Here is a 24,471-nt window from a genome sequence, read left to right on the forward strand (position 1 = left end):
TATCTGATCCCATACCGCCCGGCGACCGGCCCCCCTGAGACCTGCTGCGGACAGCGTTTGGCCGGCCTGGGGCCAGCTTCAACGTCGCCCTTAGCGATGCTTGCCGAGGGCCTCAAGCGCTTCTAGGGAGAAAATTATGCACCGGCCCATGTGGCACGCGCAAGTCGGCGCTTTCCCTCAGGTTTTCTAAGGAGTTCGTTCGTGACGCAAGAGGAAGTTCTGGCCGAGTTCCGCAGTTCCGGTGCCCTGCTCGAAGGCCATTTCAAGCTGTCCTCGGGCCGCCATAGCGGCCATTACCTGCAATGCGCCCGGGTGCTGATGAACCCCGCCCGCGCCGCCCGGCTGGCCGAGGCGGTGGTCGCGGGACTGCCTGCCGAAGTGGTTGAAAAGGTGGACGTCGTCGTCTCGCCTGCGATGGGCGGGATCATCATCGGCCACGAGGTTGGCCGGGCGCTCGGCAAGGACGCGCTGTTCCTCGAGCGGCCCGAGGGCATCTTCCACCTGCGCCGCGGCTTCGCCCTCGCGCCGGGCACGAAGGTGCTGATGGTCGAGGACGTCGTCACGACCGGCCTTTCCAGCCGCGAAGCCATCGCCGCCGTCGCGCGCGAGGGCGGCGAGGTGATCGCCGAATGCGCGATCATCGACCGTTCCTGCGGGTCGGTCGATCTCGGCGTGCCCTTCTACCCGCTGCTCGCCATCGATTTTCCGACCTATGACGAAAACGACATCCCCGAGGCGCTGGCAGCCGTAGAAGTGACCAAGCCCGGCAGCCGGAAGGAATGACCCTGACCCACAATCCCTCCCACCTCCGCCTCGGCGTCAACATCGATCATGTCGCCACGATCCGCAACGCGCGCGGCGGGGATCACCCCGATCCGGTGCGCGCGGCCGAGATCGTCGCGGCGGTCGGCGGCGACGGCATCACCGCGCACCTGCGCGAAGACCGCCGCCATATCCGCGACGAGGACCTGGCGCGAATCCAGGCGGCGACCGACCTGCCGCTGAACCTCGAAATGGCCGCGACGCCCGAGATGCTCGCCATCGCCCTTCGCCACAAGCCCCACGCCGCCTGCATCGTCCCCGAAAAGCGCGAGGAGCGCACCACGGAAGGCGGGCTCGACGCGGCGGGGATGCACAACACGCTGGTCCCGATCGTCGAGGAGTTGCGCGCGGCGGGCATCCGCGTCTCGCTGTTCATCGAGGCCGAGGAACGCCAGCTCGACGCCGCGCTGCGCCTTGGCGCGCCGGTCGTCGAGTTCCACACGGGCGAATATGCCCACGCCTTCCTCGATGGCGACAGGGAGAAAGTGGCGCGCGAATTGAAGCGCATCACCGACATGGCCGCCCTCGCCGCCAAGAACGGGATCGAGCCCCACGCGGGCCACGGCCTGACCTTCGACAACGTCCAGCCGATCGCTGCCATCCCCCAGATCGCCGAGCTCAATATAGGCCACTATCTGATCGGCGAGGCGGTGTTCGTGGGCCTCGAGACCGCGATCCGGCGGATGCGCGAACTGATGGACGAGGCGCGGTGAGCGAGCGCGACCTTCCCCCGCTCACCGGCGAACAGAAGCGCTGGGCCTTCGGCGCGGCGGCGCTGTTCCTGCTGGCGGTGGGCTTCCTCGGCTTTGCACTCAATACCGGCGTGATGCAGGTCTTCGCTGTCGGCTGGGTCGCGCTGATGATCTTCGGCTTCGTCGGCGCGGGCCGGGTGGCGAAGGGCGACTTCGCGCACCCGCTGTTCAAGGCGCAGGTGATGCTGCATGTCGTCGCCGTGGGCCTGCTGGTGGCGGTGATAATCAGGGCGTTCAAATGATCATCGGCATGGGCTCCGACCTCTGCAACATCGAGCGGATCGCCAATTCCCTCGCGCGCTATGGCGAACGGTTCGAGAAGCGGGTCTTCACCGAGGTGGAGATCGCCAAGGCGCGCCGCCGCCCCTTCACCATCGCCGGCACCTACGCCAAGCGCTTCGCCGCCAAGGAGGCGTTTTCAAAGGCCGTCGGAACCGGGTTCAAGCGCGGCGTCTTCATGAAGGACATCGGCGTGGTCAACGCGCCCTCCGGCGCGCCGACGCTCGCGCTCACGGGCGGGGCGGCTTTGCGGCTTGAAGAATTGACGCCGAAAGGCCATGAGGCGCGCATCCACCTGACCCTCACCGACGATCACCCCTGGGCGCAGGCCTTCGTGATCATCGAAGCCATCCCCCTGCGCTAGGCCCCGTTCATGGCAACCACCGAAAGCCCGCCGATGACTGACACGAGCGCTCCCGAGAAGGTCAACTGGCTCGCCGAGATCCGCGGCCTCGCGCTCATGCTGCTGGCGGTGCTGGCCTTCCACAGCCTCGTTGCCAAGCCCTTCTACATCCCCTCGACCTCGATGATGCCGACGCTGTGGGTGGGGGACCGGCTGGTGGTGAGCAAGTATCCCTACGGCTGGTCCTGGGCCTCGGCGAGCTTCCACCTGCTGCCGCGCGGCGATTGGCGGGTGCTGGGATCGACCCCGGAATATGGCGACATCGTCATCCCCGTGCATCCCACGCGTGACGAGGATTACATCAAGCGCGTCGTCGCGCTGCCGGGCGACACGATCGAGGTGCGCGGCGGCCAGATCATCCTCAACGGCACCCCGATCCGGCGCGAGGTCGTGCCGGAGGTGCGCATCCCCTTCGAGCCCGACCTGCTGTGCAAGGACGGGCCCTGCCTCACCGCCTTCGAGCCCTTCCGCGAGACCGGCCCCGACGGGCGCGAATACTACGCCCCGCCGACCTGGCGCGAGACCCTGCCGAACGGCGCGACCTATCTCACCATCGACTACACCGAACAGGAGCTCGACAATTTCGGGCCCTACACCGTGCCCGAGGGCAACGTCTTCGTGATGGGCGACAACCGCGATCTTTCCGCCGACAGCCGTGCACCAGCCATCGCCAACGGGCTGGGCGGCGGCGTGCCGCTCGCCAATATCGGCGGGCGCGCGGAGTTCATCACCTTCAGCCTCGACGGGTCGACCACCTGGAACCCGGCGACCTGGTTCTCGAGCCTGCGGGGCGACCGCGCCTGGACCACCCTGCGCCCACCGCTCGCCGAGGGCGCCGCCGCGAAATGACCTGAGGATACAGCCTTAGAATGGCCCGCAAGTTCCTCTATTTCATCGCCTTCTGCCTCGTCCTCGTGATCGGCGGGCGGATTCTCTACGAGCTGTTCCAGGAGGAACTCGCCGCAATCGCGCTCGTGCCCTCGGCTGACTTCGCGCCGGTCGTGCCGCTCGAGGCGAACGCCTACGAGGACCCGAAGCTGTGGTATTCGCGCCCCGGCATCAGCGTCAGCGATCCGGCGCGCTGGCAGCCTGCCTATGCCTCGGATCGCAGCGCGCTGCCGACCCCGGCCGAGCCGAAACTGCCCTTCGCGGTGTTCTTCGTCCACCCGACGAGCTACCTCAACCGCGCGAGCTGGAACGCGCCGCTCGAGAACGGCGGCGATCCCGAGGCCGAGCGGATCGCGCGTATCTATCTGCGCGGCATGGCGAGCCCCTTCAACGCCGCATCCGAGATCTGGGCCCCGCGCTACCGCCAGGCGACCTTCGGTGCGTTCCTCACCGATGCGCCCGAGGGCAGGCAGGCGATCGACGCCGCCTATGCCGACGTGCGCGAGGCCTTCCGCTATTTCCTCTCCAGCGTCGATCCGGGAACGCCGATCGTGCTGGCGGGCCATTCGCAGGGGTCGCTGCACCTCAAGCGCCTCCTCGCCGAGGAGGTCAAGGGCACGCCCGTCGCGGCGCGGCTGGTGGCGGCCTATGTGATCGGCTGGCCGGTCTCGACCCTGCACGACCTGCCGGCGATGGGCTTTCCTGCCTGCGCCGCGCCCGAGCAGACGGGCTGCGTCATCAGCTGGTCGAGCTTTGCCGAACCGGCCGATCCGGGCTCGCTGCTTGAGGCCTATGCCAGCACCCCCGCGCTCGACGGCAAGGCGCCGGGGAGCGATCCGATGCTTTGCTCGAACCCGCTCACCGGCACCCCGGGTGCGAGCGCGCCGGCCAGCGCCAATCTCGGCACGCTGGTGCCCGAGGACAGCATGGAAAAGGGCACGCTCCAGCCCGGGCTCGTGCCCGCCCGCTGCGACCGGCGCGGGTTGCTGCTGATCGGGCCGCCGCCGGAGATGGGCTCCTATGTGCTGCCGGGGAACAACTACCACGTCTACGACCTGCCGCTGTTCTGGGCGAACACCAAGGCGGACGTGGCGCGGCGGGTGGGCGCGTGGAAGCCCGCGAACTGATCTTCGAGGACGCGCGCGGCTTCGGCGAAGCCGTGGGAGACGGCGGCGTGCTGCTCGGGCTCGACCTCGGCACCAAGACGCTGGGCACCGCGACCTGCGATGCCGGCTGGCGCTTCGCCACCAACGGCACCACGATCCAGCGCGGCAAGTGGGGCAAGGACCGCGAGACGCTCGCGGCCCTGATCAGGAGCCGCTCCGTGCGCGGGATCGTGCTCGGCCTGCCGCGCAACATGGACGGATCGGAAGGCCCGCGCGCGCAGGCTTCGCGCGCCTATGCGAGGAACTGCGCCGAGGCATTCGCCCTCCCCCTCCTGCTGTGGGACGAACGCTGGTCGACGCAGGCCGCCGAGGCGGCGATGATCGGCATGGACATGAGCCGCGCCAAACGCGCCGCCGCGATCGACAGCCATGCCGCCGCCGTGATCCTGCAGGGTGCGATCGACCGGCTGGCGGGGGGCGTGCTCTAGCCCAAACTCCGTTCGCCTCGAGCGAAGTCGAAAGGCGATGCGCTGGTGTCTCGACTACGCCCGACACGAACGGAACAAGGCTTGCGCTCGCAAAAAAAGGGCGTTGCCACCCCGGCGTCCACGCCCCTATGCCCGCGCCCATGAACACCCCCACCCCCCGGTTCGACGCGCGCGAGGCGTCCAAGTGGTTCTTCCGCCACGGCCACACCGGCTGGCTCGGCCTGAGGTTCACCGATCAGGGCGAGAACTGGGTCGAGCTCGAACTGCCGTGGCGCGAGGATCTGCTGGGGGACGCCAGCCGGCCGGTGCTCGCATCCGGCCCGATCATCAGCCTGATGGACATGGCGAGCGGCATGGCGATCTGGCAGACGCGCGGCAGTTTCCAGCCGGTCGCCACGCTCGACCTGCGCGTCGATTACCAGCGCCCGGCGCGCGATCGGTCGAGCGTGAAGGGCCGGGTCGAATGCTACCGTATCACCCGCTCCGCCGCGTTCGTGCGCGGCATCGCCTATGACGACGATCCGGCCGATCCGGTCGCTCACGTCGCGGGCTGCTTCATGACCATCGGCGCCGATCCGCGCGAGAGCAATCCGGCCCTGCGAGGAGGCGAGGATGCCTGAGGGGCTTGAGCTTCCCGCCTACGCCCGTTCGCTCGGGGTTACGCTCACCGGCGAGACCGAGGGCGGGATGCCGGTGCTGACGGTCGATTTCGGCGGAAACGTCGAGGGCCGGCCGCAGCACTTCCACGGCGGGGCGACGGCAGGGCTGCTCGAGAACGCGGGCTATGCCGCCCTTCGCACCGCGCTGCTGGCGGCGGGGCGCGATCCGCTGCTGAAGCCGATCAACATCACGGTGCAATATCTCGCGGCGGGCAAGTCGCAGGCGAGCTTTGCGGTGGGGCGGATTACCCGGCTGGGGCGGCGCAATGCCAACGTGACCGTGGAGGCATGGCAGTCCGACCGCACGCGGCCCATCGCCACGGCCGTGATGAACATCCTGATGGTCTAGAACCAATCTCCGTTCGTCCTGAGCCTGTCGAAGGACTGTTCTTCTTCATCGCGAACAGCTGGAAGAAACAGGACAGGGCTTCGACAAGCTCAGCCCGAACGGAATTCGGAGAGAAATCTAGGGCGGGGGTGCCGGGCTCGGCGAGGCCGAGGGCTGGACCACCACCCCGCCGCCATCCACGCGCACCTCCACCGGCACGCCGGGCTGGCTGAGCGTCACGCCCCCCTGTTCGATCCTGAGGGTCGTGCCGTCCTGCCCGACAGGAATCTCCTCCCCCTCGAGCACATCGAGCGGCTGAACCGGGCCTTCGGGATCGGGGGTATCCTGCGCCTGCGGCGCCGGCGCGGCCTCGATCTTGAGCGCGCCGCGCAGGAAATCGCGCCAGATGCGCGCCGGGGTGCTGCCGCCGGTGACGCCGTTCAGGGGCGTGTTGTCGTCGTTGCCGACCCACACCCCCACCACGAGGTCCCCCGCATAGCCCACGAACAGCGCGTCGCGGTAATCCTGGGTCGTGCCGGTCTTGCCGTAATTGGCGATCGGGAGGGAGGCGTTGCGCCCCGTCCCGCGATTGATCGCGGCGCGCAGCATCCCTTCGAGATCCTCGTGATCGCCCGAGGACATCGAATCCCGGCGCGTCGTCAGCCAGTCCCACCAGCTGCGCTCCCCGCGGGCGAAGGCATGGGGTTCGACCGGGTATTCGTTGGCCGCGATCCCCGCATAGGCGGCGGTCAGCTCCATCAGGGTCATGGAGGAGGTGCCGAGCGCGAGGCTCGGGTCGCCCTCGGTCATGGGCGCGGTGATGCCGAGGCGGCGGGCGGTGCGGATCACCTTGTCGCTGCCCACCGCCTGGAACAGCCGCACGGCGGCGACATTGCTGGAGGAGGCGAAGGCATCCTCCAGCGTGATCTGGTCGGAATATTGCTCACGCGCGTTCTTGGGACGGTAGCTGCCTTGGGTGATCGGGGTGTTGGGGATGGTGTCGTCGGGCTCCCAGCCCTCTTCCAGCGCGGTGAGATAGACGAAGGTCTTGAAGGTCGATCCCGGCTGGCGCCGGGCCTGCGTGGCGCGGTTGAAGGGGCTCTTGCGGTAATCGCGCCCGCCGACCATCGCCACGACCTCGCCGTTGCGGCGCATCGCCACCAGCGCGACCTGCGCGCCGCCCAGCGGGGCGCGCGCGACGATGCGGTTCGCCAGCGCCTGGAGGCGGGAATCGAGCGTCGTGGTGAGGGTCTGCTTGGAATAGCTCGCCTCCATCCCCTCGCGCGCCAGCGGCAGGGCCCAGTCCGCGAAATAGGTGCCGGTCGGCAGATTGTCGTCGCGCGTGCGCACGTCGATGCGCGGATCGGGCAGCGCCTTGGCCTCGGCAGCGGTGAGATATCCCTCGTCGACCATCGAGCCGATCACCAGCTCCATGCGCTTCTTCGCCTTGTCGTAATGCTTGGTCGGCGCATAGCGCGAAGGCGCCTGGAGCAGCCCCGCCAGCATGGCCGCCTGTTCGGGCCGCAGCTTTTCGGGCTGGCGGTAGAAATAGTGCAAGCTCGCGGCGCGCAGGCCGTACTGGTTGTCGCCGAAATAGGCGTTGGAGAGGTAGCGTTCGAGGATCTCGTCCTTGGTCAGCCAGCTTTCCAGCCACAGCGCGATCAACGCCTCGCGCGCCTTGCGGCTCAGACTCTGTTCGGGGGTGAGGAAGGTGAACTTGGCGAGCTGCTGGGTGATCGTCGATCCGCCGCCATAGCCCGTCCACGCCGCCCGGGCGATGCCGCGCGGATCGATGCCCCAGTGCGAATAAAAGCGCCGGTCTTCAATGGCGATGAAGGCCTGCACCACGTGGGGGGGCAGGTCGGCGACCTTGACCGGGGCCTCGACTATCGCCCCCTGCCGCGCGATCGGCGTGCCGTCGCTGGCGAGCAGCGTCACCTGTGGCGGGGCGATGGGTTCAAGGCTCTTGGAGAGCGGGGCGGTGACGGCAAGCCAGCCAATCAGCAGGGCGAAAGCGGCGAACGCGGCGACGACGCCGCGACCTGCCCACCACAGCTTCGACCGCGCCCGCCAGTAATCGCGCTGCCACCAGCGCAGGCGGCGCTTCTCCTCGACCGCCAGCGCCTCGTCGACGAGGCCGAGCTTGGCGTCCCATTCGTCATAGGCCGGGGTGGCGGACACGCGCGGGCGCGGAAGATCGTCGTCCTCGTCCTCGTCCTCGTCGTCGTCGAGGGGCCGCTGCGATTCGTAGAGCGGGTAGAACCCCGCAGGCGAGCCCGCCCCGTCCGGAGCACCGGCACGCGAGCCTTTCCAGAATCGGTCGAAGAACGCCATGGTGACGGCTGTGTTACCAGCCTAGGACACTTGGGAGCAAGCGGGATGGTTACCGCTTCTTCGCCGCCCCTTCCGGCAGGTCTTCGCCGAAGACGCGCTGGTAGTATTCGGCCACCAGCGTGCGCTCCGCCTCGTCGCACTTGTTGAGGAAGGAGAGGCGGAAGGCAAAGCCGGTCGAACCGAAGATTGCCGCGTTCTGCGCCCAGGTGATCACGGTGCGCGGGCTCATCACGGTCGAGATGTCGCCGTTCATGAAACCCTGGCGGGTCAGCTCGGCGACCTTGACCATGTCGGCGATCAGCTTGTCGTCGGCCTGCGGGGTCTTTGACTTGACGATCTGCTGCTCCACCTCGGGCTTGAGGTAGTTCAATGCGACGACGATGTTCCAGCGGTCCATCTGCGCCTGGTTGATCGCCTGCGTGCCGTGATAGAGGCCGCTGGTGTCGCCGAGGCCCACGGTGTTGGTGGTCGCGAACAGGCGGAAGAACGGGTTGGGCGTGATCACCCGGTTCTGGTCGAGCAGGGTCAGGCGGCCATCGAATTCGAGCACGCGCTGGATCACGAACATCACGTCGGGACGGCCTGCATCATATTCGTCGAAGGTCAGCGCCACCGGGTGCTGGAGCGCCCAGGGGAGGATGCCCTCCTTGAATTCGGTGACCTGCAGCCCGTCCTTTAGGACGATCGCATCGCGCCCGACCAGGTCGATGCGGCTGATGTGGGCATCGAGGTTGACGCGGATGCTGGGCCAGTTGAGGCGGGCTGCGACCTGCTCGATATGGGTCGACTTGCCGGTGCCGTGATAGCCCTGCACCATCACCCGCCGGTTGTGCGCGAAGCCCGCGAGGATCGCCAGCGTGGTGTCCGGATCGAACACATAGGCACCGTCGGTCTCGGGCACGTGCTCGTCGCGCTGCGAGAAGGCGGGAACCTGCCAGTCGACATCGATGCCGAAGACCTCGCGGACGTCGACGGTGGTGTCGGGCTGGGTGGGCATGGCGTTGTCGCCGGCGACGGTGGAGCGGGAGGATGAAGTCATTGCCGCGTCCGGTTAGAACGCATGGGGCCGGGCTGCAAGCGGTGGTTTGACAGGCGGTGCTGGCATTTTGGCGAGTCCCGATGGCGGGGCGGCAGAGTTGTGCCTATATCCCTGCCCATGGCCGATCCCGTCGAATCCCTGCGCCTCAAGCTGGTCAGCCAGGTGCGCGGCGTGTTTCACGATGCGAGCAAGGGCCAGACCCCCACCCCGCCCTCAGACGAGGCGCTGTTCGCCCGCGATACGCCGATCCGGCTGGTCCATGCCGATCTGGTGGGCATGATGACCGGCGGGGTGCGCGCGCTGCTGCTGCAGATGCTCCACCCCCACGCGCTGCAAGGTGTACTCGACCATTCGAATTTCCGCGAGGACATGCACGGCCGCCTCCAGCGCACCGCGCGGTTCATCGCTGTCACCACCTTCGGCCACCGCGACGAGGCGATGAAGGCGATCGACCGCGTCAACCGCATCCATGCCAAGGTCGGCGGCACCCTGCCCGATGGCACGGCCTATCAGGCCACCAATCCGCGCACGCTGGCATGGGTCCACGTCACCGAGGCGCAGAGCTTCCTTGCGGGCTATGTCCGCCACGTCCGGCCCGCCATGCCGGTCGCCGAGCAGGACGAATACTATCGCCAGTTCGCCGTCATCGCCCGCGCCCTGGGCGCCGATCCGGTGCCCGAGACGCGGGCCGAGGCGGAAAGGATTTTCCGCGAGTTGCGCCATGATCTTGCCACCTCGCCGGAGGCGCGGGAGGTGGCCCAGCTGGTGCTTGCGCAGCGCCCTCCCGGCACGCCGCGCAGCGTCCAGACGATGATCACCGCCGATGCCGTGTCGATGCTGCCCGACTGGGCGCGGCACATGCTCGGGCTCCAGCGCCCGGTCCTCACCGCCCTCCCCGCGCGTGCGGCGACATGGGGCATGGGGCGGACGCTGCGCTGGGCCTTCCGGCAGAACTGAGGATACGAGGGAGAGGACAATGGCCGAATTCACATTCTACACCGTGGCCATGAGCCGCGGGCAGATCTCGCGCTGGGCGCTGCACGAGGCGGGCGCGGATTACGAGCACGTGGTGTTCGACTGGGCGACGCGGCCCGAGAGCTTCAGGACCATCAACCCGATGAACAAGGTCCCCGCGCTGGTGCACCATCATGGCGGCCATGACCACGTCGTCACCGAATGCGCGGCGATCAACCACTACCTCGCCGAAGCCCACCCGCAGAAGGGCCTGCTGCCCGACGCGCACGAGAAGGCCGCCTATTTCCGCTGGCTGTTCTTTGCCGCGGGGCCGCTCGAACAGGCGGTGGTGGCGCAGGCGATGGGCTGGCAGGTGCCCGAGGGCAAGACCGGCATGGCGGGCTTCGGCAGCCTCGAACTGACGCTGGATGCGCTCGACAGCTGGCTGTCGGCGAACGATTTCGTCGCCGGAAGCCGCTTCACCATGGCCGATACCTATGTCGGCAGCCAGTTCGTCTGGGGCCTGCGCTTCCGCTCGATCCCCGAGCGGCGCTCCTTCAGGGCCTATGTCGAGCGCATCACCCAGCGTCCGGCCTATGCCGAGGCGAATGCCATCGACGCGAAGATCATCGCCGCGGCGCAGGCCACCGCATGAGGATTCGCCCCGCGACCGCTGCGGATGTCGATGCCTGGGCGGCCCTGCGCGCCCGGCTCTGGCCCGATGACGACGCCGCGAGCCATGCCAGGGACATCGCCGATACCTTTCTGTCGGGCGATCCCGATCAGGTCGCGTTCCTCGCCGAGGACGCGCAGGGCGCGCTGCTCGGCTTTGTCGAAGCGAGCATCCGGCACGACTATGTCGACGGCTGCGACACATCGCCCGTGGCTTTCGGCGAAGGCGCGTTCATCGTGCCGGGCGCGCGCGGCACCGGCGTGGGCCGGGCGCTGGTGGAGGCGGTGGCCGATTGGGGCCGCGCCAGGGGCTGCACCGAATTCGCCTCCAACGCCTTGCTCGACAACACCGCCAGCCACGCCTTTCACGAAGCGGTCGGCTTCGAGGAGACCGAGCGGGTGGTGTTCTTCCGCCGGATGCTGTGAGGCATCAGGCCAGCGCCGCGCTCCTGCGCAGCAGCTGGTAGGCATCGACGACCGCCGTCAGCTGCGCCTCGTGCCGCCGGTCTCCCCCGTTGCGGTCGGGATGATAGCGGCGCACGAGTTCGGAATAGCGGCGTCTGAGCCGCGTGCGGTCGGTGTCCGAACCGAGGCCCATCACCTCGAGCGCCGCCGCCTCCTCGCGGCTGAAGCGCCCGGACATCGCCGCCTTGGCCTCGCGCTCGGCACGCGACCTGATGCCTCGGGCGCGGGCGGAGATGGCATCGAGCGGATCGGCATAGTCGGCCCAGCGCGGTCCGTCCGCTATGCCCGCCGTGGGCCGGAACACCCGGCTTTCGGTCTGCCAGCCGGCGATCGGCGATTGCGCGCGCAGGATCTCCTCGGCGCTCATGCCTTCGAACCAATCGTAGCCCGCGTTGAATTCGCGCACGTGCTGGAGGCAGAACCAGCGCCACTCGCCCGGCCCGTCGAAGCCGTGCGGCCGCCGTCCGGGCGCGCGGAATTCGCCCGCCTCGCGGCAGCCGGGTGCCTCGCATCTGCGCCCTGTGCTCTCGACGCGGCCGTGGAATCGTGGTGAAGGCATAAGGCTTGTGAATGGCGATGGGGTGCCCAAGTTCCAAGCCCCAACCGCCATCTGCAACTTGCAAAGAAGGAAAGACCCGATGTCCGTTGCCGAGGAAATGCATGCGCTTCTGACCGAGGCCTTCGCGCCGACGAAGCTCGCGATCATCAACGACAGCGCCAAGCATTCGGGCCACATGGGCGACGACGGCTCGGGCGAATCGCACTTCACCGTCGAGATCGAGGCGGCGGCCTTCGCGAGCATGAACCGCCTCGCCCGCCAGCGCGCGGTGATCGCGGCGCTGGGCGATATCGTCGGGCAGCGCGTCCATGCGGTGGCGATCAAGGCGAGCGTGCCCGCCGAATGACGCTCAACCCCGCCCTGCGCCTGCGCCGCGCGGCGCGGCTGATCGTGCTCGATCCGGAAATCCGCGCGCTGATGTTCCGCTATGACGTGCCGGGGCGGCCGCCCTTCTGGGTGACGGCGGGGGGCGAATGCGATCCGGGCGAGAGCTTCGCGGACGCCGCGCGGCGCGAACTCTTCGAGGAGACCGGCATCACCGCTGATCCCGGCCCCCAGATCGCCCGGATGACGCCCGAATTCGTCACGGTCGAGGGCGAGCCGGTGCAGGCGGACGAACGCTTCTTTCTCGTGCGCGTTGGCGAAGCGCGGGTCGACACGGCAGGCCATACCGAGCTCGAACGGAAGCTGATGACGCAGCACCGCTGGTTCACGCTCGACGAGCTGGAAAGCTGGCATGAGGCGGTGTTTCCGGTGAACCTTGCCGACATGATCCGGTCCCATATCGCAACCTGATTGCACCGCGCCGGAGCGCCCGCTACTCCTTCCCTCAAAGGGAGAGAGACATGGATTATCACGGCAAGGTGGCGTGGATCACCGGCGCGTCCTCGGGCATCGGCGCGGCGCTGGCGCGCGAACTGGCGGTGCGGGGGGCGCATGTGGTGCTGTCCGGCCGTGACGCGGCGCGGCTGGAGGAAGTGGCGGCGGATTGCGGCGAGACGCTGATCCTCGCCTTCGATGTGCGCGACGAGGCGGCGCTGGCCGACGCGACCGCCAAAGCGATGGCCTGGAAGGGCGGCGTCGATCTTGCCATCGCCAATGCCGGCATCTCGCAACGAAGCCGCGCGCTCAAGACGTCGATGCAGGTCTATCGCGACATCATCGACATCGATCTCACCGCCCAGATCGCCTTCTCGCAGGGGCTGATCGGCCATATGGCGGAGCGGGGATCGGGCGGGCTCGCCTTCATCTCCTCGGTCGCGGGCAAGGTCGGGGTGCCGATGCGCACCGCCTACTCGGCCGCCAAGTTCGGCCTTGCAGGCTATGCCGATGCGCTGCGGGCGGAACTCTCGATCAACGGCGTGTCGGTGCACACCATCTACCCCGGCTCGGTCGCCACCAACGTCTCGCGCAATGCGCTCACCGCCGAGGGCACCGCACGGGGCCGCTCGGACAAGGCGATCGACGAGGGCATCCCCGCCGATGCCGCCGCGCGCGTTATGCTCGACGGGATCGCCAAAGGCGAACGCGAGATCATCGTCGCGGAAGGGGCGGAACTGGCGATGGGCGAGGCGCGCCGCACGCCCGATGCGCTGTTCGATCAGGTCGCGGGGATGGTCGCCAAGGGCTACATGGACAAGCTGGAGCAACAGTGATGAGCTTTGACCTCAAGCGCGTGGCGCTGCCGAACGGCATCCACCTCGACATCGTCGACGAGGGCCCGACCGATGCGCCGGTGCTGATCTTCCTGCACGGCTTTCCCGAAAGCCACCGCACCTGGCGGCACCAGATCCGGCATTTCTCGGATCGCTACCGCTGCATCGCCCCCGACCAGCGCGGCTATCGCGGGTCCTCCAAGCCGCAGGAGGTCAGCGCCTACACCCCCGACAAGCTGATCGGTGACATCTTCCTGCTGGCCGACGCGCTGGGGATCGGCAGCTTCACCATCGTCGGCCACGACTGGGGCGGCGCGATTGCCTGGGGCGTGGCGCTCGCCGGGCAGCACGCCCGCGTGACCCGCGCCGTGATCGCCAATGCGCCGCATCCGGTGGTGTTCCAGCGGCTGCTCTACACCAACCGCGTGCAGCGCGAGGCGAGCCAGTACATCCGCGGCTTCCGCGACCCCGCCAACGACGCGCTGGTCAAGGAGCACGGCCTCACCGGCCTGCTGCTCAAGGAAGTGAAGTGGGACCGCCCCACCGCGATGGAGCCCGAGGAGCGCGACCAGCTGCTGCGCGACTGGCAGAACCGCGACGCGGCCTTCGGGATGCTCAACTACTACCGCGCGAGCCCGATCGACGTGCCGACGATGGACGCGCCCTTCGCGGTCCCCGAGGGCTGGACACCCCCCGCCCTGCCCAAGCTGACCATCCCGACCCTCGTGATCTGGGCGCTCGACGATCTCGCCCTGCCGCCGGAGAACCTCGAAGGGCTCGAGGACATCATCGACCCGCTCACAATCGTGCGCGTGCCCGATTGCGGGCATTTCGTGCCGTGGGAGGCGCCCGGGGCGGTAAACGCGGCGATGGAGGAATTCCTGTCCTCTTGACCCCAACCCCGTTCGTGCTGAGCTCGTCGAAGCACTGTCCTTCTTTTTCGAATCAAGCGCGAGGCTTCGAGTAAAGTACAGCCCTTCGACAAGCTCAGGGCGAACGGGAAGAAGGCACTAGAGGAGCCACTCCACATCCGCCCCGTGTGGGTGGGACCAGGCGAGCTGCACCTCCTCGCTCTCGCCGGGCCAGTGGCGCACGGTCAGCTTGTGACGGTGGACGGTGCGGTCGGCCTCGACCTGCACCCAGGCGAGCGGGCGCTCGGGCGTGGCCTTCGCGCCCGCCGCTTCCATCGCCGCCGTCACCCGCGCCTGCTGGTCGGCAGGCACATATTGCCAGACGATCGAGTGCATCAGCATCCGCGTGGTGCCTTGCTCCTGCGGCCTTGCAAGCTCCGCCTCGACGAAATCGGCGGCGTTCATCTTCACGATGTCGGGCTTGCTCTGCGAGGCTGCGCGGATCGCGGCGTCCATCCGCTCAAAGCGCACCGCGTGCTCGGGCCAGATATAGGCCTTGAGCCTGAGCGCTTGCGCGGGATCGGTCAGATCGACCGGAGCGACGTCGCAGCCCCTCGCGCTGGCGATCTCGATCCGATGTGCAGGCGGCGGCGCGCCATGCCACTCGGGAGCGAAGGCCATCACCGGATCCTGCGGCCCCACCTGCACCCCGCCGAGATCATAGGCATAGCGCCTGAGCATCAGGTTGATCCCCGCGCTCGAGCCGATCTCCAGACACTCGAAGCGCGGCGGCAGGCCCCGCTCTGCCAGCCACAACATCGCGGCGATGAAATTGGCCGAGCGCCCGGCCTCGTTCGTCTGCGGCGGACCGTCCAGCCAGGGCAGAAGCGCCGCCTCGTGCGCGGCGATGACCTGCGCGATCACCGCCGCATCCTCAGCCGCCTCCCCGCGATAGATCGGCCCAAGCTCCGGCGCCGCGCCCGACAGGTGGAGCGCGTGCAGCCCTCCCGCCACCCGCAAGGGCAGCGCATCGGCGAGCGGCGCGCCCTGCCAGCCGCGCACCCGCTCCAGCAGCTCCCCGCGCTCCTCCGATGCCAGAACCGCGGCGATGCCGCCGACCACCCGTGCGGTGACATGAGCGCCGGCCGCCTCGCAATAGGCGACCTGGTTGGCGAAAGCCCTTGCCACCGCCCCCGGGCCTGCCGTGTTCATGTCGACGAATTCATAGGCTGGCCGCGCCCCGGATCCCTGCATCACCATTGCCCTTTCCGCCTCTCAGCCCTAAGTGCGCGGCCAATCATGACCAGCATCGGCCTTCCCGACAATCCCGGACAGCTCACCTTCGCTGTCCCCAAGGGGCGCATCCTCGACGAGGCGCTCCCCGTCATGGCGCGCGCCGGGGTGGAACCTGCCGCCGACTTCCACGACCCGAAAAGCCGCGCGCTGGCCTTCGCATGCACCCGCGACGACATGCGGATGATCCGCGTACGGGCCTTCGATGTCGCGACCTTCGTCGCCCACGGCGCGGCGCAGGTCGGGATCGTCGGCTCCGACGTGATCGAGGAGTTCGACTACGCCGATCTCTACGCCCCGGTCGATCTCGGCATCGGCCTGTGCCGCCTGTCGGTCGCGCGCCTCGCCACCGACACCGACGAGGCAGGCACCGCCAGCCACCTGCGGGTCGCGACCAAGTATCCCAGCCTCACCCGCCGCCACTTCGAGGCCGCGGGCGTGCAGGCGGAATGCGTCAAGCTCAACGGCGCGATGGAACTCGCTCCCTCATTGGGCCTTGCGCGCCAGATCGTCGACCTCGTCTCGACCGGCACCACCCTGCGCGAGAACGGCCTCGTCGAGACCGCCACCATCCTCGAGATTTCCGCCCGCCTGATCGTCAACCGCACCGCCCTCAAGACCGACCGCCGCGTCGCCACGCTGGTCGATGCCTTCCGCCGCGAGGCCGAGGCGCGCGCACAGAAGGCTCCCGCCGCCGCATGACCGTCTCGCTCCTCTCCACGCTCCAGCCCGATTTCGAGACGCGCTTCACCCGCATCGTCGAGGCGCGGCGCGAATCCGACACCGATGTCGCGGGGCAGGTTTCCGCGATCCTCCAGGCGGTGAAGGGGCGCGGCGATGCGGCGCTGGTGGAATACACACAGCGGTTCGACGGCCACGCGCTGATCGCCGAGAGCGACTGGGTGATCCCCCGCGAGGCCTGCGAGGCGGCCTACAACGACCTCGCGCCCGACCTGCGCGACGCGCTCGAACTCGCCGCCGCCCGGATCCGCGCCTATCACGAGGCGCAGCTGCCGCAGGACCGTGACTACGTGGATGCGGCAGGCGTGCGCCTGGGCGCGATCTGGCGGCCGGTGGATGCGGCCGGGCTCTATGTGCCGGGTGGCCGCGCGGCCTATCCCTCCTCGCTGCTGATGAACGCCATTCCGGCGCGCGTCGCCGGGGTCGAGCGGCTGGTGGTGGTGACGCCCACGCCCAAGGGCCAGACCAATCCGCTGGTGCTCGCCGCCGCCCATATCGCCGGGATCGACGAGATCTGGCGCGTCGGAGGGGCGCAGGCGGTGGGCGCGCTCGCCTATGGCACCCAGCGCATCCGTGCCGTGGATGTCATCACCGGCCCCGGCAATGCCTGGGTGGCCGAGGCCAAGCGCCAGCTTTACGGCGTCGTGGGCATCGACATGGTCGCGGGGCCTTCGGAAATCCTCGTGATCGCGGACGGCAAGAACGATCCCGACTGGATCGCCGCCGACCTGCTCTCTCAGGCCGAGCACGACCCGACCTCGCAGTCGATCCTGATCACCGACGATGCGGGCTTCGCGCGGCAGGTGGAGGACTGCATCGACCTCCAGATCACCCAGCTTGCGACCGCGAAAACCGCCCGCGCTTCGTGGGACGCGCACGGGGTGATGATCGTGGTCAACGACCTCCTCGCCGAAGCACCCGCCCTCGCCAACCGCCTCGCCGCCGAGCATGTCGAGATCGCGGTCGACGACCCCGAGCCCTACCTGAAGGCGATCCGCCACGCCGGGAGCATCTTCCTCGGCCGCATGACGCCCGAGGCGGTCGGCGATTACGTCGCCGGGCCGAACCACGTGCTGCCGACCGGACGCCGCGCGCGGTTCTCGAGCGGGCTGTCGGTGCTCGACTTCATGAAGCGCACCAGCTTCCTCGGCCTCGATGCCGCGTCCTTCGCCGCCATCGGCCCCGCCGCCGCCACCCTCGCCCATGCCGAAGGGCTGCCGGCGCACGCCAAATCCGTGGAATTGAGAATCCGATGAACAGCCCCGCCCGCTCCCAGGCCCGTTCCGCCGCGCGGCTCGCCGCCGTGCAGGCGCTCTACCAGCAGCACATGGAGGGCACCCCCCTCGCCCGGCTGCTCGACGAGTTCCACCAGCACCGGCTGGGCCGCACCATCGACGAGGATGCCTTCGACGCGGCCGAATATGCCGAGGCCGAGGTGCCCTTCTTCGACGACGTCGTGCGCGGGGTTGATGCCCGCCGCGACGAGATCGACGCGCTGGTGGCGAGCAAGCTCGCCAGCGGCTGGAGCCTCGCGCGGCTCGACCGGGCGATGCTCCAGGTGCTGCGCGCCGGGACCTACGAGCTGATCGCCCGCGCCGACGTGCCGACGCCGGTCGCGATCAACGAATATGTCGAGGTCGCCAAGGCCTTCTTCGACGACGGGCAGGCGAAGTTCGTCAACGGCATCCTCGATGCGGTGGCGAAAGAGGCGCGGGGCTAGCCTCCAGTTCCGTTCGCCCTGAGCTTGTCGAAGGGCCGCTCTTCTCTTCCAAGGGAAATGCAGGGCTTCGACAGGCTCAGCCCGAACGGTTAAGGGTTGTTGTCCATGAACGAACCCGACTTCATCGCTGCCCTGCGCGCCCTGCCGCTCCATGCGGGCGCGCGCGGGCTCATGGACGATTGCGCGGTGATCCCCCTCGGCACCGAGATTCTCGTCCTCACCCACGACATGATGGTCGAGGGCACCCACTTCCGCGCCGGAGCCGACATGGCGGCCGTGGCGTGGAAGCTTCTCGCCACCAACCTTTCCGACCTCGCCGCCAAGGGCGCGGAGCCGGTGGGGGTGCTGCTCGGGCACATGCTCGGGCGCGACGACGCGCGCTTCCTTGCGGGGCTGGGCGAGGCGCTCGCGGCCTTCGGCGTGCCGCTGCTGGGGGGCGACACCGTGTCCGGCGAGGGCCCGCGCGCCCTCGGCCTGACGGCCATCGGGCGGGCGAGCCACACCCCCGTCCCCTCGCGCAGCGGCGCGCAGGCGGGCGACGGCGTCTGGCTGACCGGGCCGGTGGGCCGGGCGATGCTCGGCTTCGAGGGGAACGAGGAGCACCGCGCCGCCTTCGACCGCCCGGTCCCGCGCCTCGCCGAGGGACAGGCACTCGCGCCCCATGTCACGGCGATGATGGATGTGTCCGACGGGCTCCTGCTCGATGCCTTCCGTCTCGCCGAGGCGAGCGGCGTGACCCTCGCGCTCGATCCCGCGGCCATTCCTGTCGCCGATGCGGCGCGGGCCGATGCATGCATCCGCTGGGGGGACGATTACGAGCTGCTGTTCACGGCACCCCCGACCCTCCGCCTGCCCGTCCCCGCGCACCGGATCGGCACCGTCACCGCGCGCGCCGACGCATCCCTGACGCTCGGGACGGAGACCTTCGGCGACCCTGCCAGCCTCGGCTATCGCCACGGCAATCCCTCCCAAAACTGCTGAAACCGTCGCAAAACCGGGATTGGCACTCTCCGGGAGGCTTGCCAGCCTTTCGCGAAACCCTATGACTGTGCGCCTCGCGCCCGACGGACCAACAAGAGGCGCGCGTCTCCATCACCGGGGACAGGACATAACGAGAGGGGATTGCTCGTGAATCTATTGCTCATTTCGATTGGGCTGGGGGTGCTTGCCATCGTCTATGGCATCATCACCAGCTCGCAGGTGCTCGGCGCCAGCGCCGGGAACGCGCGGATGCAGGAAATCGCAGCCGCGATCCAGGAAGGCGCGCAGGCCTACCTGAACCGTCAATACACCACCATCGCGATCGTCGGCGTCGTTGTCGCCGCGATCGTCGCCTTCGCGCTCGGCACCACCGCGGCGATCGGCTTCGTCACCGGCGCGGTGCTTTCGGGCGTCGCCGGCTATATCGGCATGAACATCTCGGTGCGCGCCAACGTGCGCACGGCCGAGGCGGCCAGCACGGGCCTGCAGGCCGGCCTCACCCTCGCCTTCCGCGCGGGTGCGATCACCGGGATGCTGGTGGCGGGCCTCGCGCTGCTGGCGATTGCCGTGTTCTTCTACGTCATGGTCGGGCCGATGGGCCTCACCCCGGCGAGCCGCACCGTCATCGACGGCCTCGTCGGGCTCGCCTTCGGCGCCTCGCTGATCTCGATCTTCGCGCGTCTGGGCGGCGGGATCTTCACCAAGGCGGCGGACGTCGGCGCAGACCTCGTCGGCAAGGTCGAGGCGGGCATCCCCGAGGATGACCCGCGCAACCCCGCCGTGATCGCCGACAACGTGGGCGACAACGTGGGCGACTGCGCCGGCATGGCCGCGGACCTCTTCGAGACCTACGTCGTCACCGTCGGCGCCACCATGGTGCTGACCGCGCTGCTGCTCACCCAGCTGGGCGACCTGCTGCTGCCGATGATGGCGCTGCCGCTGCTGATCGGCGGCGCGTGCATCGTCACCTCGATCCTCGGCACCTACTTCGTGCGCCTCGGCGGCGGGACCAACGTAATGGGGGCCATGTACAAGGGCTTCATCGTCACCGCCGTCACCTCGATCCCGCTGATCTGGTTCGTCACGCAATATGCGCTCGGCTCGGTCGGCATGGACATGAACACGGTGATCAACCCGGGCCAGGGCATGACCGAGTTCAACGGCCGCGAGCTGTTCTACTGCGCGCTCCTCGGCCTCGCCATCACCGGGCTGATCATCTGGATCACCGAGTACTACACCGGCACCAAGTACCGCCCGGTGCGCTCGATCGCCAAGGCCTCGGAAACCGGCCACGGCACTAACGTGATTCAGGGCCTCGCGATCAGCCTCGAGGCGACCGCGCTGCCGACGCTGGTGATCGTCGCGGGCATCATCATCGCCTATGGCCTCGCTGGCCTGATGGGCATCGCCTATGCGGCGACCGCGATGCTGGCGCTGGCGGGCATGGTCGTGGCGCTCGACGCCTATGGCCCTGTCACCGACAACGCCGGCGGGATCGCCGAGATGTCGGGTCTGGACGATAGCGTGCGCGAGAAGACCGACCTTCTCGACGCGGTCGGCAACACCACCAAGGCCGTGACCAAGGGCTATGCCATCGGTTCGGCGGGCCTCGGCGCGCTGGTGCTGTTCGCGGCCTACACCACCGACCTTCGGACCTTCTTCCCGGATGCGAATGTCGACTTCAGCCTCGAGAACCCCTTCGTGATCGTCGGGCTGCTGCTCGGCGCGCTGCTGCCCTACCTCTTCGGGGCGATGGGCATGACCGCGGTGGGCCGTGCGGCGGGCGACGTGGTGGTGGACGTGCGCGAGCAGTTCCGCACCAACCCGGGGATCATGGCGGGCACCTCCAAGCCCGACTATGCCCGCACCGTCGACCTCGTGACCAAGGCCGCGATCAAGGAGATGATCATCCCCTCGCTGCTGCCGGTGCTGGCGCCGGTGGTGGTGTACTTCGTGATCACCGCGATCGCGGGGCAGGACAACGGCTTTGCGGCGCTGGGCGCGCTGCTGCTGGGCGTCATCGTGGGCGGGCTCTTCGTTGCGCTCTCGATGACCGCAGGCGGCGGGGCGTGGGACAACGCCAAGAAGTACATCGAGGACGGCAACCACGGCGGCAAGGGCTCGGAAGCCCACAAGGCCGCGGTGACCGGCGACACGGTGGGCGATCCCTACAAGGACACCGCCGGCCCGGCGGTCAACCCGATGATCAAGATCACCAACATCGTCGCCCTGCTGCTGCTCGCGGCGCTGGCGCACGGGGTGGCCTGAACCCATCGGGCCTGCCTGAAAATCCTCACCCCGCCGGGAGCGATCCCGGCGGGGTTTATCTTTGCCTTCTCCCCTGTCCCCCAACCGGACAGGTCCCGACAGGGAACAAGCTTTCTTAAAAGCTATGTGACATTGCAGCCGCCGAAGGCGCGGAGGGCTGCGCCCGAACGGGGTTAACCGCAGATGGACATGGCACGTGCGGACAGTTTTCGCACCGGCGCGCCGCGCGGCTATCCGCCCGGCGCCCTGCCGCATGGCGAGTTGCACCTGCTGACCGCCGCCGAGCTTGCCCGGCCCGCCTTCCTCGCCGCCTGGGAACGGCTGGTGCTCACCGCGGCGGAACCAAACCCCTTCTACGAACCGTGGTTCCTGCTGCCCTCGCTCGCCCAATGGGGCGAGAAGGACCGGGTCGTCACCAAGGCCTGGTATCACGAGGGCCGGCTCGCCGGGCTGCTGCCGGTCGTGCGCAGCGCGGCCTATTACGGCCACATCGTCACCCATGCGACCGGCTGGTCCCATCCCAACTCCTTCTGCGGCGCGCCGCTGATCGCGGCCGGGCACGAGGACGCCTTCTGGCGCGACATCCTCGCCCATTTCGACCGCCGCGCGCGCCGGGCGCTGTTCCTGCACCTGCCGATGATGCCCGCCGACGGCCCCGCCAATGCCGCGCTCGAACGCGTGCTCGCCCGCCACCCGCGCGCGCGATACATGGTCGCCGAGGAGAACCGCGCGCTGCTGGCCGGGGATGCAGGCGCCGCCGGCTATCTCGAGGCGGCGATGAGCGCGAAGAAGCGCAAGGAACTGCGCCGCCAGCACAATCGCCTCGCCGAGGAGGGCGCTCTCGTCTTCGAACGGTGCGAGGACGATGCGGGCCTCGCTGCATGGACGGCGGAATTCCTCGCGCTCGAAGCCGCCGGGTGGAAAGGCGAGGCCGGCTCGGCTCTCGCCAGCGCGCCCGACACCCGCGCCCTGTTCGAACAGTCGCTGGCCGGCGCCGCGGCGGCAGGGCGGCTCGAACGGCTCGCGCTCAGGCTCGACGGGCGCGCCATCGCCATGCTCGCCAACTTCATCACCCCGCCGGGCGCCTACAGCTTCAAGACCGCCTTCGACGAGGATTACGCGCGCTTCTCTCCGGGGATGCTGCTGCAGCTGGAGAACCTCGCCCTCATCGAACGGCCCGAGGTGCAATGGGCCGACAGCTGCGCGGTGGAAGGCCACCCGATGATCGAACGCCTGTGGCGGGACAAGCGCCGCATGATCAGCCGCAACATCGCCATCGGCGGGCCGCTGCGCCGCGCCTGTTTCCGTCTGCTGATGGCCTGGGAAACCCGTCCGAGGAGGATGCCATGAACGCCCCTGCCCGTTTCACCGATGCCCTGCCCGCGACCGTCTTCGACGGCGCCGCGCGCGCGCGCTTCGCCGCCCATTACCCCGAGACACCGCACATCCTGACGCACGGCCTCACCAGCCACCCGCTGCTCGAGATCGAGGCGCTGGCCGACCTCGCCGAGAGCCTGCCGCTCGCCTCGGTCGAATACAACCGCGGCGACCTGCCGATCGGGGTCGACGGCAAGCCGGGCTCCAACGGCATGACCATCGCTGAGACCATCCGCCGGGTAGCCGAGGCCGAGAGCTGGGCGGTGCTCAAGAACATCGAGCAGGTGCCCGCCTACGAGGCGCTGCTGATGAGCCTGCTCGAGGAGATCCGTCCCGAGATCGAGGCCGCGACCGGCGCGATGCTGACCCCGCAGGGCTTCATCTTCGTCTCCTCGCCGAACTCGGTCACGCCCTACCATTTCGATCCCGAGCACAACATCCTGCTCCAGATCAGGGGCAGCAAGGTGATGACCCAGTTTCCTGCGGGCGACACCCGGTTCGTGCCGGACGAGGCCCACGAGACCTACCATTCGGGCGGCCCGCGCGAATTGCAGTGGGACGATGCGATGCTGCCCCACGGCACCGAATTCGCGCTTGCGCCGGGAGAGGCGCTGTTCGTGCCGGTGATGGCGCCGCATTTCGTGAAGAACGGCCCCGCCCCCTCGGTGTCGCTATCGATCACCTGGCGCTCGGAATGGAGCTACCGCGAAAGCGATGCGCGCATCTTCAACGCGATCCTGCGCGAGCGCGGGTTCAGCCCGAGAGCGCCGGGACGCTGGCCGCAGCAGAACTATGCCAAGGCCTATGCCTTCCGGGCGATGAGGAAGCTGGGATTGACGGGCGCGTAAACCGCACGCATGGCCGCGTGCCATGAGTGACACGCCCACCAACGCAGAACTTGCCGCAGGCCTCGTCCGCCTGCTGACGGTCGAGAAGCGCGCCGCCGACGTCTATGCCGGGCCCCCGCAGGCCGACGGGATCGGGCGGGTGTTCGGCGGGCAGGTGCTCGCGCAGGCGCTCCAGGCGGCGCAGGCGAGCGTTTCGGACGGCAAGTGCGCCCACTCGCTCCACGCCTATTTCCTGCGCGGCGGGCGCGAGGGAGCGGGGATCGAATACCGCATCGAACGCGACTTCGACGGGAGGAGCTTCGCCAATCGGAGGGTGGTCGCCTCGCAAGAGGGCGAGGACGGCACGCCGGTGCCGATCCTCAACCTCACCGCCAGCTTCCAGCTGCCGGAGGAGGGCCTCGAACACATCGATTCGCCCATGCCCGAGGTCGCGCGTCCGGATGATCTGCGCCCCGACATGGAGCTGCGCCGCGAACTCGCCGAACAGTGGGGCGACAGGCTCTCCGAGACCCAGCGCCGGATGATGCTGCGCCCGCGCCCGATCGAGATGCGCACCATCGATCGCCTGCACTGGATGAGCCGCGAGCCGAGGGAGCCGCGCGCCCACACCTGGTTCCGAATCTGCGCCCCGATCACGGGCGAGGCCGACACGCCCGAACTCCACCGCGCGATCATCACCTATGCCAGCGACTACACCCTGCTCGGCACCAGCGCGCTGCCGCATGGCCTGAGCTGGATGCGAAACGAGCTGGTCGGCGCCAGCCTCGACCACGCGATCTGGTTCCACCGTGACGCGCGCGCCGACGAATGGCTGCTCTACGCCACCGACGCGCCGTGGTCGGGCGGCGGGCGCGGCTTCAACCGCGGGCGGATCTTCAACCTCGCCGGCGAACTCGTCGCGAGCGTCGCGCAGGAAGGCATGATGCGAAAGCGTTCTTGAGTTCCGCAGCCCATTTGGGCTGCGAAATCCTCGCTCATGCGACCTGAAG

28 protein-coding genes are annotated in these 24,471 nt (G+C 68.8%); 24 read left to right on the forward strand and 4 right to left on the reverse strand.

Annotation, left to right across the window (positions count from 1 at the left end; translation table 11 throughout):
• Positions 1-201: 201 nt before the first annotated feature.
• From pyrE to ACMX37_RS10460, 9 genes are all read left to right on the forward strand, one after another.
• Complete coding sequence (gene pyrE, locus ACMX37_RS10420; RefSeq protein WP_483145858.1) at positions 202-783, forward strand: orotate phosphoribosyltransferase; 582 nt, start codon at positions 202-204, stop codon at positions 781-783.
• The gene (locus ACMX37_RS10425; RefSeq protein ID WP_483145859.1) at positions 780-1,535 is read left to right on the forward strand and encodes a pyridoxine 5'-phosphate synthase; all 756 of its coding nucleotides are present in this window, start codon (positions 780-782) and stop codon (positions 1,533-1,535) included. The genes pyrE and ACMX37_RS10425 overlap by 4 nt, the downstream gene beginning before the upstream one ends.
• Positions 1,532-1,816 carry a pyridoxal phosphate biosynthetic protein gene (locus tag ACMX37_RS10430; protein WP_483145860.1) on the forward strand — a complete coding sequence of 95 codons (285 nt, stop codon included), beginning with the start codon at positions 1,532-1,534 and terminating at the stop codon, positions 1,814-1,816. Before ACMX37_RS10425 ends, ACMX37_RS10430 begins: the two co-directional genes overlap by 4 nt.
• On the forward strand, positions 1,813-2,217 hold the full coding sequence (gene acpS / locus ACMX37_RS10435; protein ID WP_483145861.1) for a holo-ACP synthase: 405 nt from the start codon (positions 1,813-1,815) through the stop codon (positions 2,215-2,217). Before ACMX37_RS10430 ends, acpS begins: the two co-directional genes overlap by 4 nt.
• Before the next feature lie 9 nt (positions 2,218-2,226).
• The gene (gene lepB / locus ACMX37_RS10440) at positions 2,227-3,105 is read left to right on the forward strand and encodes a signal peptidase I (protein ID WP_483145862.1); all 879 of its coding nucleotides are present in this window, start codon (positions 2,227-2,229) and stop codon (positions 3,103-3,105) included.
• 20 nt (positions 3,106-3,125) lie between these two features.
• Positions 3,126-4,271 carry a DUF3089 domain-containing protein gene (locus ACMX37_RS10445; RefSeq protein WP_483145863.1) on the forward strand — a complete coding sequence of 382 codons (1,146 nt, stop codon included), beginning with the start codon at positions 3,126-3,128 and terminating at the stop codon, positions 4,269-4,271.
• Positions 4,253-4,738, forward strand: a complete 486-nt coding sequence (ruvX, locus tag ACMX37_RS10450; protein WP_483145864.1) for a Holliday junction resolvase RuvX — start codon at positions 4,253-4,255, stop codon at positions 4,736-4,738. The genes ACMX37_RS10445 and ruvX overlap by 19 nt, the downstream gene beginning before the upstream one ends.
• Before the next feature lie 140 nt (positions 4,739-4,878).
• Positions 4,879-5,358 carry a PaaI family thioesterase gene (locus ACMX37_RS10455; protein WP_483145865.1) on the forward strand — a complete coding sequence of 160 codons (480 nt, stop codon included), beginning with the start codon at positions 4,879-4,881 and terminating at the stop codon, positions 5,356-5,358.
• Positions 5,351-5,746 carry a PaaI family thioesterase gene (locus ACMX37_RS10460; protein WP_483145866.1) on the forward strand — a complete coding sequence of 132 codons (396 nt, stop codon included), beginning with the start codon at positions 5,351-5,353 and terminating at the stop codon, positions 5,744-5,746. The genes ACMX37_RS10455 and ACMX37_RS10460 overlap by 8 nt, the downstream gene beginning before the upstream one ends.
• A gap of 117 nt (positions 5,747-5,863) precedes the next feature.
• Here ACMX37_RS10460 and ACMX37_RS10465 read toward each other — a convergent pair whose 3' ends face one another.
• Positions 5,864-8,059, reverse strand: a complete 2,196-nt coding sequence (locus ACMX37_RS10465; protein WP_483145867.1) for a transglycosylase domain-containing protein — start codon at positions 8,057-8,059, stop codon at positions 5,864-5,866.
• A 49-nt stretch (positions 8,060-8,108) separates the two neighbouring features.
• Complete coding sequence (gene cobS / locus ACMX37_RS10470; RefSeq protein ID WP_483145868.1) at positions 8,109-9,098, reverse strand: cobaltochelatase subunit CobS; 990 nt, start codon at positions 9,096-9,098, stop codon at positions 8,109-8,111.
• Between the two features lie 117 nt (positions 9,099-9,215).
• Between cobS and ACMX37_RS10475 the strand changes: the two genes are divergently transcribed.
• The 3 genes from ACMX37_RS10475 to aac(6') are packed head-to-tail and all read left to right on the forward strand — an operon-like array spanning position 9,216 to position 11,150.
• Positions 9,216-10,055 (forward strand): oxygenase MpaB family protein, encoded by an 840-nt coding sequence (locus ACMX37_RS10475; protein ID WP_483145869.1) that lies wholly within the window; start codon positions 9,216-9,218, stop codon positions 10,053-10,055.
• Positions 10,056-10,074: 19 nt separating this feature from the next.
• Complete coding sequence (locus ACMX37_RS10480; protein ID WP_483145870.1) at positions 10,075-10,707, forward strand: glutathione S-transferase family protein; 633 nt, start codon at positions 10,075-10,077, stop codon at positions 10,705-10,707.
• Complete coding sequence (gene aac(6') / locus ACMX37_RS10485; protein ID WP_483145871.1) at positions 10,704-11,150, forward strand: aminoglycoside 6'-N-acetyltransferase; 447 nt, start codon at positions 10,704-10,706, stop codon at positions 11,148-11,150. The genes ACMX37_RS10480 and aac(6') overlap by 4 nt, the downstream gene beginning before the upstream one ends.
• Before the next feature lie 4 nt (positions 11,151-11,154).
• Here the strand turns inward: aac(6') and ACMX37_RS10490 are convergent, their stop codons facing one another.
• Positions 11,155-11,748, reverse strand: a complete 594-nt coding sequence (locus tag ACMX37_RS10490; protein ID WP_483145872.1) for a DnaJ domain-containing protein — start codon at positions 11,746-11,748, stop codon at positions 11,155-11,157.
• A gap of 97 nt (positions 11,749-11,845) precedes the next feature.
• Here ACMX37_RS10490 and ACMX37_RS10495 point away from each other — a divergent pair, with 97 nt between their 5' ends.
• Genes ACMX37_RS10495 through ACMX37_RS10510 form a run of 4 tightly spaced genes read left to right on the forward strand, consistent with a single transcriptional unit; the run spans position 11,846 to position 14,296 of the window.
• Entirely contained in the window at positions 11,846-12,094 is a 249-nt protein-coding gene (locus ACMX37_RS10495; RefSeq protein WP_483145873.1) for a BolA family protein, read from the forward strand.
• A complete protein-coding gene (locus tag ACMX37_RS10500) occupies positions 12,091-12,543 on the forward strand; it encodes an NUDIX hydrolase (protein WP_483145874.1) in 453 nt (150 codons plus the stop codon). Before ACMX37_RS10495 ends, ACMX37_RS10500 begins: the two co-directional genes overlap by 4 nt.
• 50 nt (positions 12,544-12,593) lie before the next feature.
• On the forward strand, positions 12,594-13,403 hold the full coding sequence (locus tag ACMX37_RS10505; protein ID WP_483145875.1) for an SDR family NAD(P)-dependent oxidoreductase: 810 nt from the start codon (positions 12,594-12,596) through the stop codon (positions 13,401-13,403).
• Positions 13,403-14,296 carry an alpha/beta fold hydrolase gene (locus tag ACMX37_RS10510; RefSeq protein WP_483145876.1) on the forward strand — a complete coding sequence of 298 codons (894 nt, stop codon included), beginning with the start codon at positions 13,403-13,405 and terminating at the stop codon, positions 14,294-14,296. The genes ACMX37_RS10505 and ACMX37_RS10510 overlap by 1 nt, the downstream gene beginning before the upstream one ends.
• 117 nt (positions 14,297-14,413) lie before the next feature.
• Here the strand turns inward: ACMX37_RS10510 and ACMX37_RS10515 are convergent, their stop codons facing one another.
• Complete coding sequence (locus ACMX37_RS10515; protein ID WP_483145877.1) at positions 14,414-15,508, reverse strand: DUF2332 domain-containing protein; 1,095 nt, start codon at positions 15,506-15,508, stop codon at positions 14,414-14,416.
• A gap of 45 nt (positions 15,509-15,553) precedes the next feature.
• On the opposite strand from ACMX37_RS10515, the gene hisG reads away from it, so the two are divergent.
• The 8 genes from hisG to ACMX37_RS10555 all read left to right on the forward strand — a co-directional run bounded on the left by hisG (position 15,554) and on the right by ACMX37_RS10555 (position 24,422).
• A complete protein-coding gene (hisG, locus tag ACMX37_RS10520; RefSeq protein WP_483145878.1) occupies positions 15,554-16,249 on the forward strand; it encodes an ATP phosphoribosyltransferase in 696 nt (231 codons plus the stop codon).
• Positions 16,246-17,544, forward strand: coding sequence for a histidinol dehydrogenase (hisD, locus tag ACMX37_RS10525; protein WP_483145879.1), 1,299 nt, complete (start codon positions 16,246-16,248; stop codon positions 17,542-17,544). The genes hisG and hisD overlap by 4 nt, the downstream gene beginning before the upstream one ends.
• Positions 17,541-18,008: a transcription antitermination factor NusB gene (nusB, locus tag ACMX37_RS10530; RefSeq protein ID WP_483145880.1), complete on the forward strand. Its 468-nt coding sequence runs from the start codon at positions 17,541-17,543 to the stop codon at positions 18,006-18,008. Before hisD ends, nusB begins: the two co-directional genes overlap by 4 nt.
• A 105-nt stretch (positions 18,009-18,113) precedes the next feature.
• Entirely contained in the window at positions 18,114-18,989 is an 876-nt protein-coding gene (gene thiL, locus ACMX37_RS10535; RefSeq protein ID WP_483145881.1) for a thiamine-phosphate kinase, read from the forward strand.
• Positions 18,990-19,136: 147 nt separating this feature from the next.
• Complete coding sequence (locus ACMX37_RS10540; RefSeq protein WP_483145882.1) at positions 19,137-21,257, forward strand: sodium-translocating pyrophosphatase; 2,121 nt, start codon at positions 19,137-19,139, stop codon at positions 21,255-21,257.
• 189 nt (positions 21,258-21,446) lie between these two features.
• Positions 21,447-22,607: a GNAT family N-acetyltransferase gene (locus ACMX37_RS10545; protein WP_483145883.1), complete on the forward strand. Its 1,161-nt coding sequence runs from the start codon at positions 21,447-21,449 to the stop codon at positions 22,605-22,607.
• Complete coding sequence (locus ACMX37_RS10550) at positions 22,604-23,482, forward strand: cupin-like domain-containing protein (protein ID WP_483145884.1); 879 nt, start codon at positions 22,604-22,606, stop codon at positions 23,480-23,482. Before ACMX37_RS10545 ends, ACMX37_RS10550 begins: the two co-directional genes overlap by 4 nt.
• 22 nt (positions 23,483-23,504) lie before the next feature.
• Positions 23,505-24,422, forward strand: a complete 918-nt coding sequence (locus tag ACMX37_RS10555; RefSeq protein ID WP_483145885.1) for an acyl-CoA thioesterase — start codon at positions 23,505-23,507, stop codon at positions 24,420-24,422.
• Positions 24,423-24,471 lie beyond the last annotated feature (49 nt).

This window comes from Porphyrobacter sp. THAI-01a (assembly GCF_056868655.1).

What these genes read in the sequence shown, in the direction of transcription:
- ACMX37_RS10425 (WP_483145859.1), top strand. Translation starts at nt 780, where the DNA reads ATGACCCTGACCCACAATCCCTCCCACCTCCGCCTCGGCGTCAACATC.
- acpS (WP_483145861.1), top strand. Translation starts at nt 1,813, where the DNA reads ATGATCATCGGCATGGGCTCCGACCTCTGCAACATCGAGCGGATCGCC.
- lepB (WP_483145862.1), top strand. Translation starts at nt 2,227, where the DNA reads ATGGCAACCACCGAAAGCCCGCCGATGACTGACACGAGCGCTCCCGAG.
- ACMX37_RS10445 (WP_483145863.1), top strand. Translation starts at nt 3,126, where the DNA reads ATGGCCCGCAAGTTCCTCTATTTCATCGCCTTCTGCCTCGTCCTCGTG.
- ACMX37_RS10455 (WP_483145865.1), top strand. Translation starts at nt 4,879, where the DNA reads ATGAACACCCCCACCCCCCGGTTCGACGCGCGCGAGGCGTCCAAGTGG.
- ACMX37_RS10460 (WP_483145866.1), top strand. Translation starts at nt 5,351, where the DNA reads ATGCCTGAGGGGCTTGAGCTTCCCGCCTACGCCCGTTCGCTCGGGGTT.
- ACMX37_RS10465 (WP_483145867.1), bottom strand. Translation starts at nt 8,059, where the DNA reads ATGGCGTTCTTCGACCGATTCTGGAAAGGCTCGCGTGCCGGTGCTCCG.
- cobS (WP_483145868.1), bottom strand. Translation starts at nt 9,098, where the DNA reads ATGACTTCATCCTCCCGCTCCACCGTCGCCGGCGACAACGCCATGCCC.
- ACMX37_RS10475 (WP_483145869.1), top strand. Translation starts at nt 9,216, where the DNA reads ATGGCCGATCCCGTCGAATCCCTGCGCCTCAAGCTGGTCAGCCAGGTG.
- ACMX37_RS10480 (WP_483145870.1), top strand. Translation starts at nt 10,075, where the DNA reads ATGGCCGAATTCACATTCTACACCGTGGCCATGAGCCGCGGGCAGATC.
- ACMX37_RS10490 (WP_483145872.1), bottom strand. Translation starts at nt 11,748, where the DNA reads ATGCCTTCACCACGATTCCACGGCCGCGTCGAGAGCACAGGGCGCAGA.
- ACMX37_RS10495 (WP_483145873.1), top strand. Translation starts at nt 11,846, where the DNA reads ATGCATGCGCTTCTGACCGAGGCCTTCGCGCCGACGAAGCTCGCGATC.
- ACMX37_RS10500 (WP_483145874.1), top strand. Translation starts at nt 12,091, where the DNA reads ATGACGCTCAACCCCGCCCTGCGCCTGCGCCGCGCGGCGCGGCTGATC.
- ACMX37_RS10505 (WP_483145875.1), top strand. Translation starts at nt 12,594, where the DNA reads ATGGATTATCACGGCAAGGTGGCGTGGATCACCGGCGCGTCCTCGGGC.
- ACMX37_RS10510 (WP_483145876.1), top strand. Translation starts at nt 13,403, where the DNA reads ATGAGCTTTGACCTCAAGCGCGTGGCGCTGCCGAACGGCATCCACCTC.
- ACMX37_RS10515 (WP_483145877.1), bottom strand. Translation starts at nt 15,508, where the DNA reads ATGCAGGGATCCGGGGCGCGGCCAGCCTATGAATTCGTCGACATGAAC.
- hisG (WP_483145878.1), top strand. Translation starts at nt 15,554, where the DNA reads ATGACCAGCATCGGCCTTCCCGACAATCCCGGACAGCTCACCTTCGCT.
- hisD (WP_483145879.1), top strand. Translation starts at nt 16,246, where the DNA reads ATGACCGTCTCGCTCCTCTCCACGCTCCAGCCCGATTTCGAGACGCGC.
- nusB (WP_483145880.1), top strand. Translation starts at nt 17,541, where the DNA reads ATGAACAGCCCCGCCCGCTCCCAGGCCCGTTCCGCCGCGCGGCTCGCC.
- thiL (WP_483145881.1), top strand. Translation starts at nt 18,114, where the DNA reads ATGAACGAACCCGACTTCATCGCTGCCCTGCGCGCCCTGCCGCTCCAT.
- ACMX37_RS10545 (WP_483145883.1), top strand. Translation starts at nt 21,447, where the DNA reads ATGGCACGTGCGGACAGTTTTCGCACCGGCGCGCCGCGCGGCTATCCG.
- ACMX37_RS10550 (WP_483145884.1), top strand. Translation starts at nt 22,604, where the DNA reads ATGAACGCCCCTGCCCGTTTCACCGATGCCCTGCCCGCGACCGTCTTC.
- ACMX37_RS10555 (WP_483145885.1), top strand. Translation starts at nt 23,505, where the DNA reads ATGAGTGACACGCCCACCAACGCAGAACTTGCCGCAGGCCTCGTCCGC.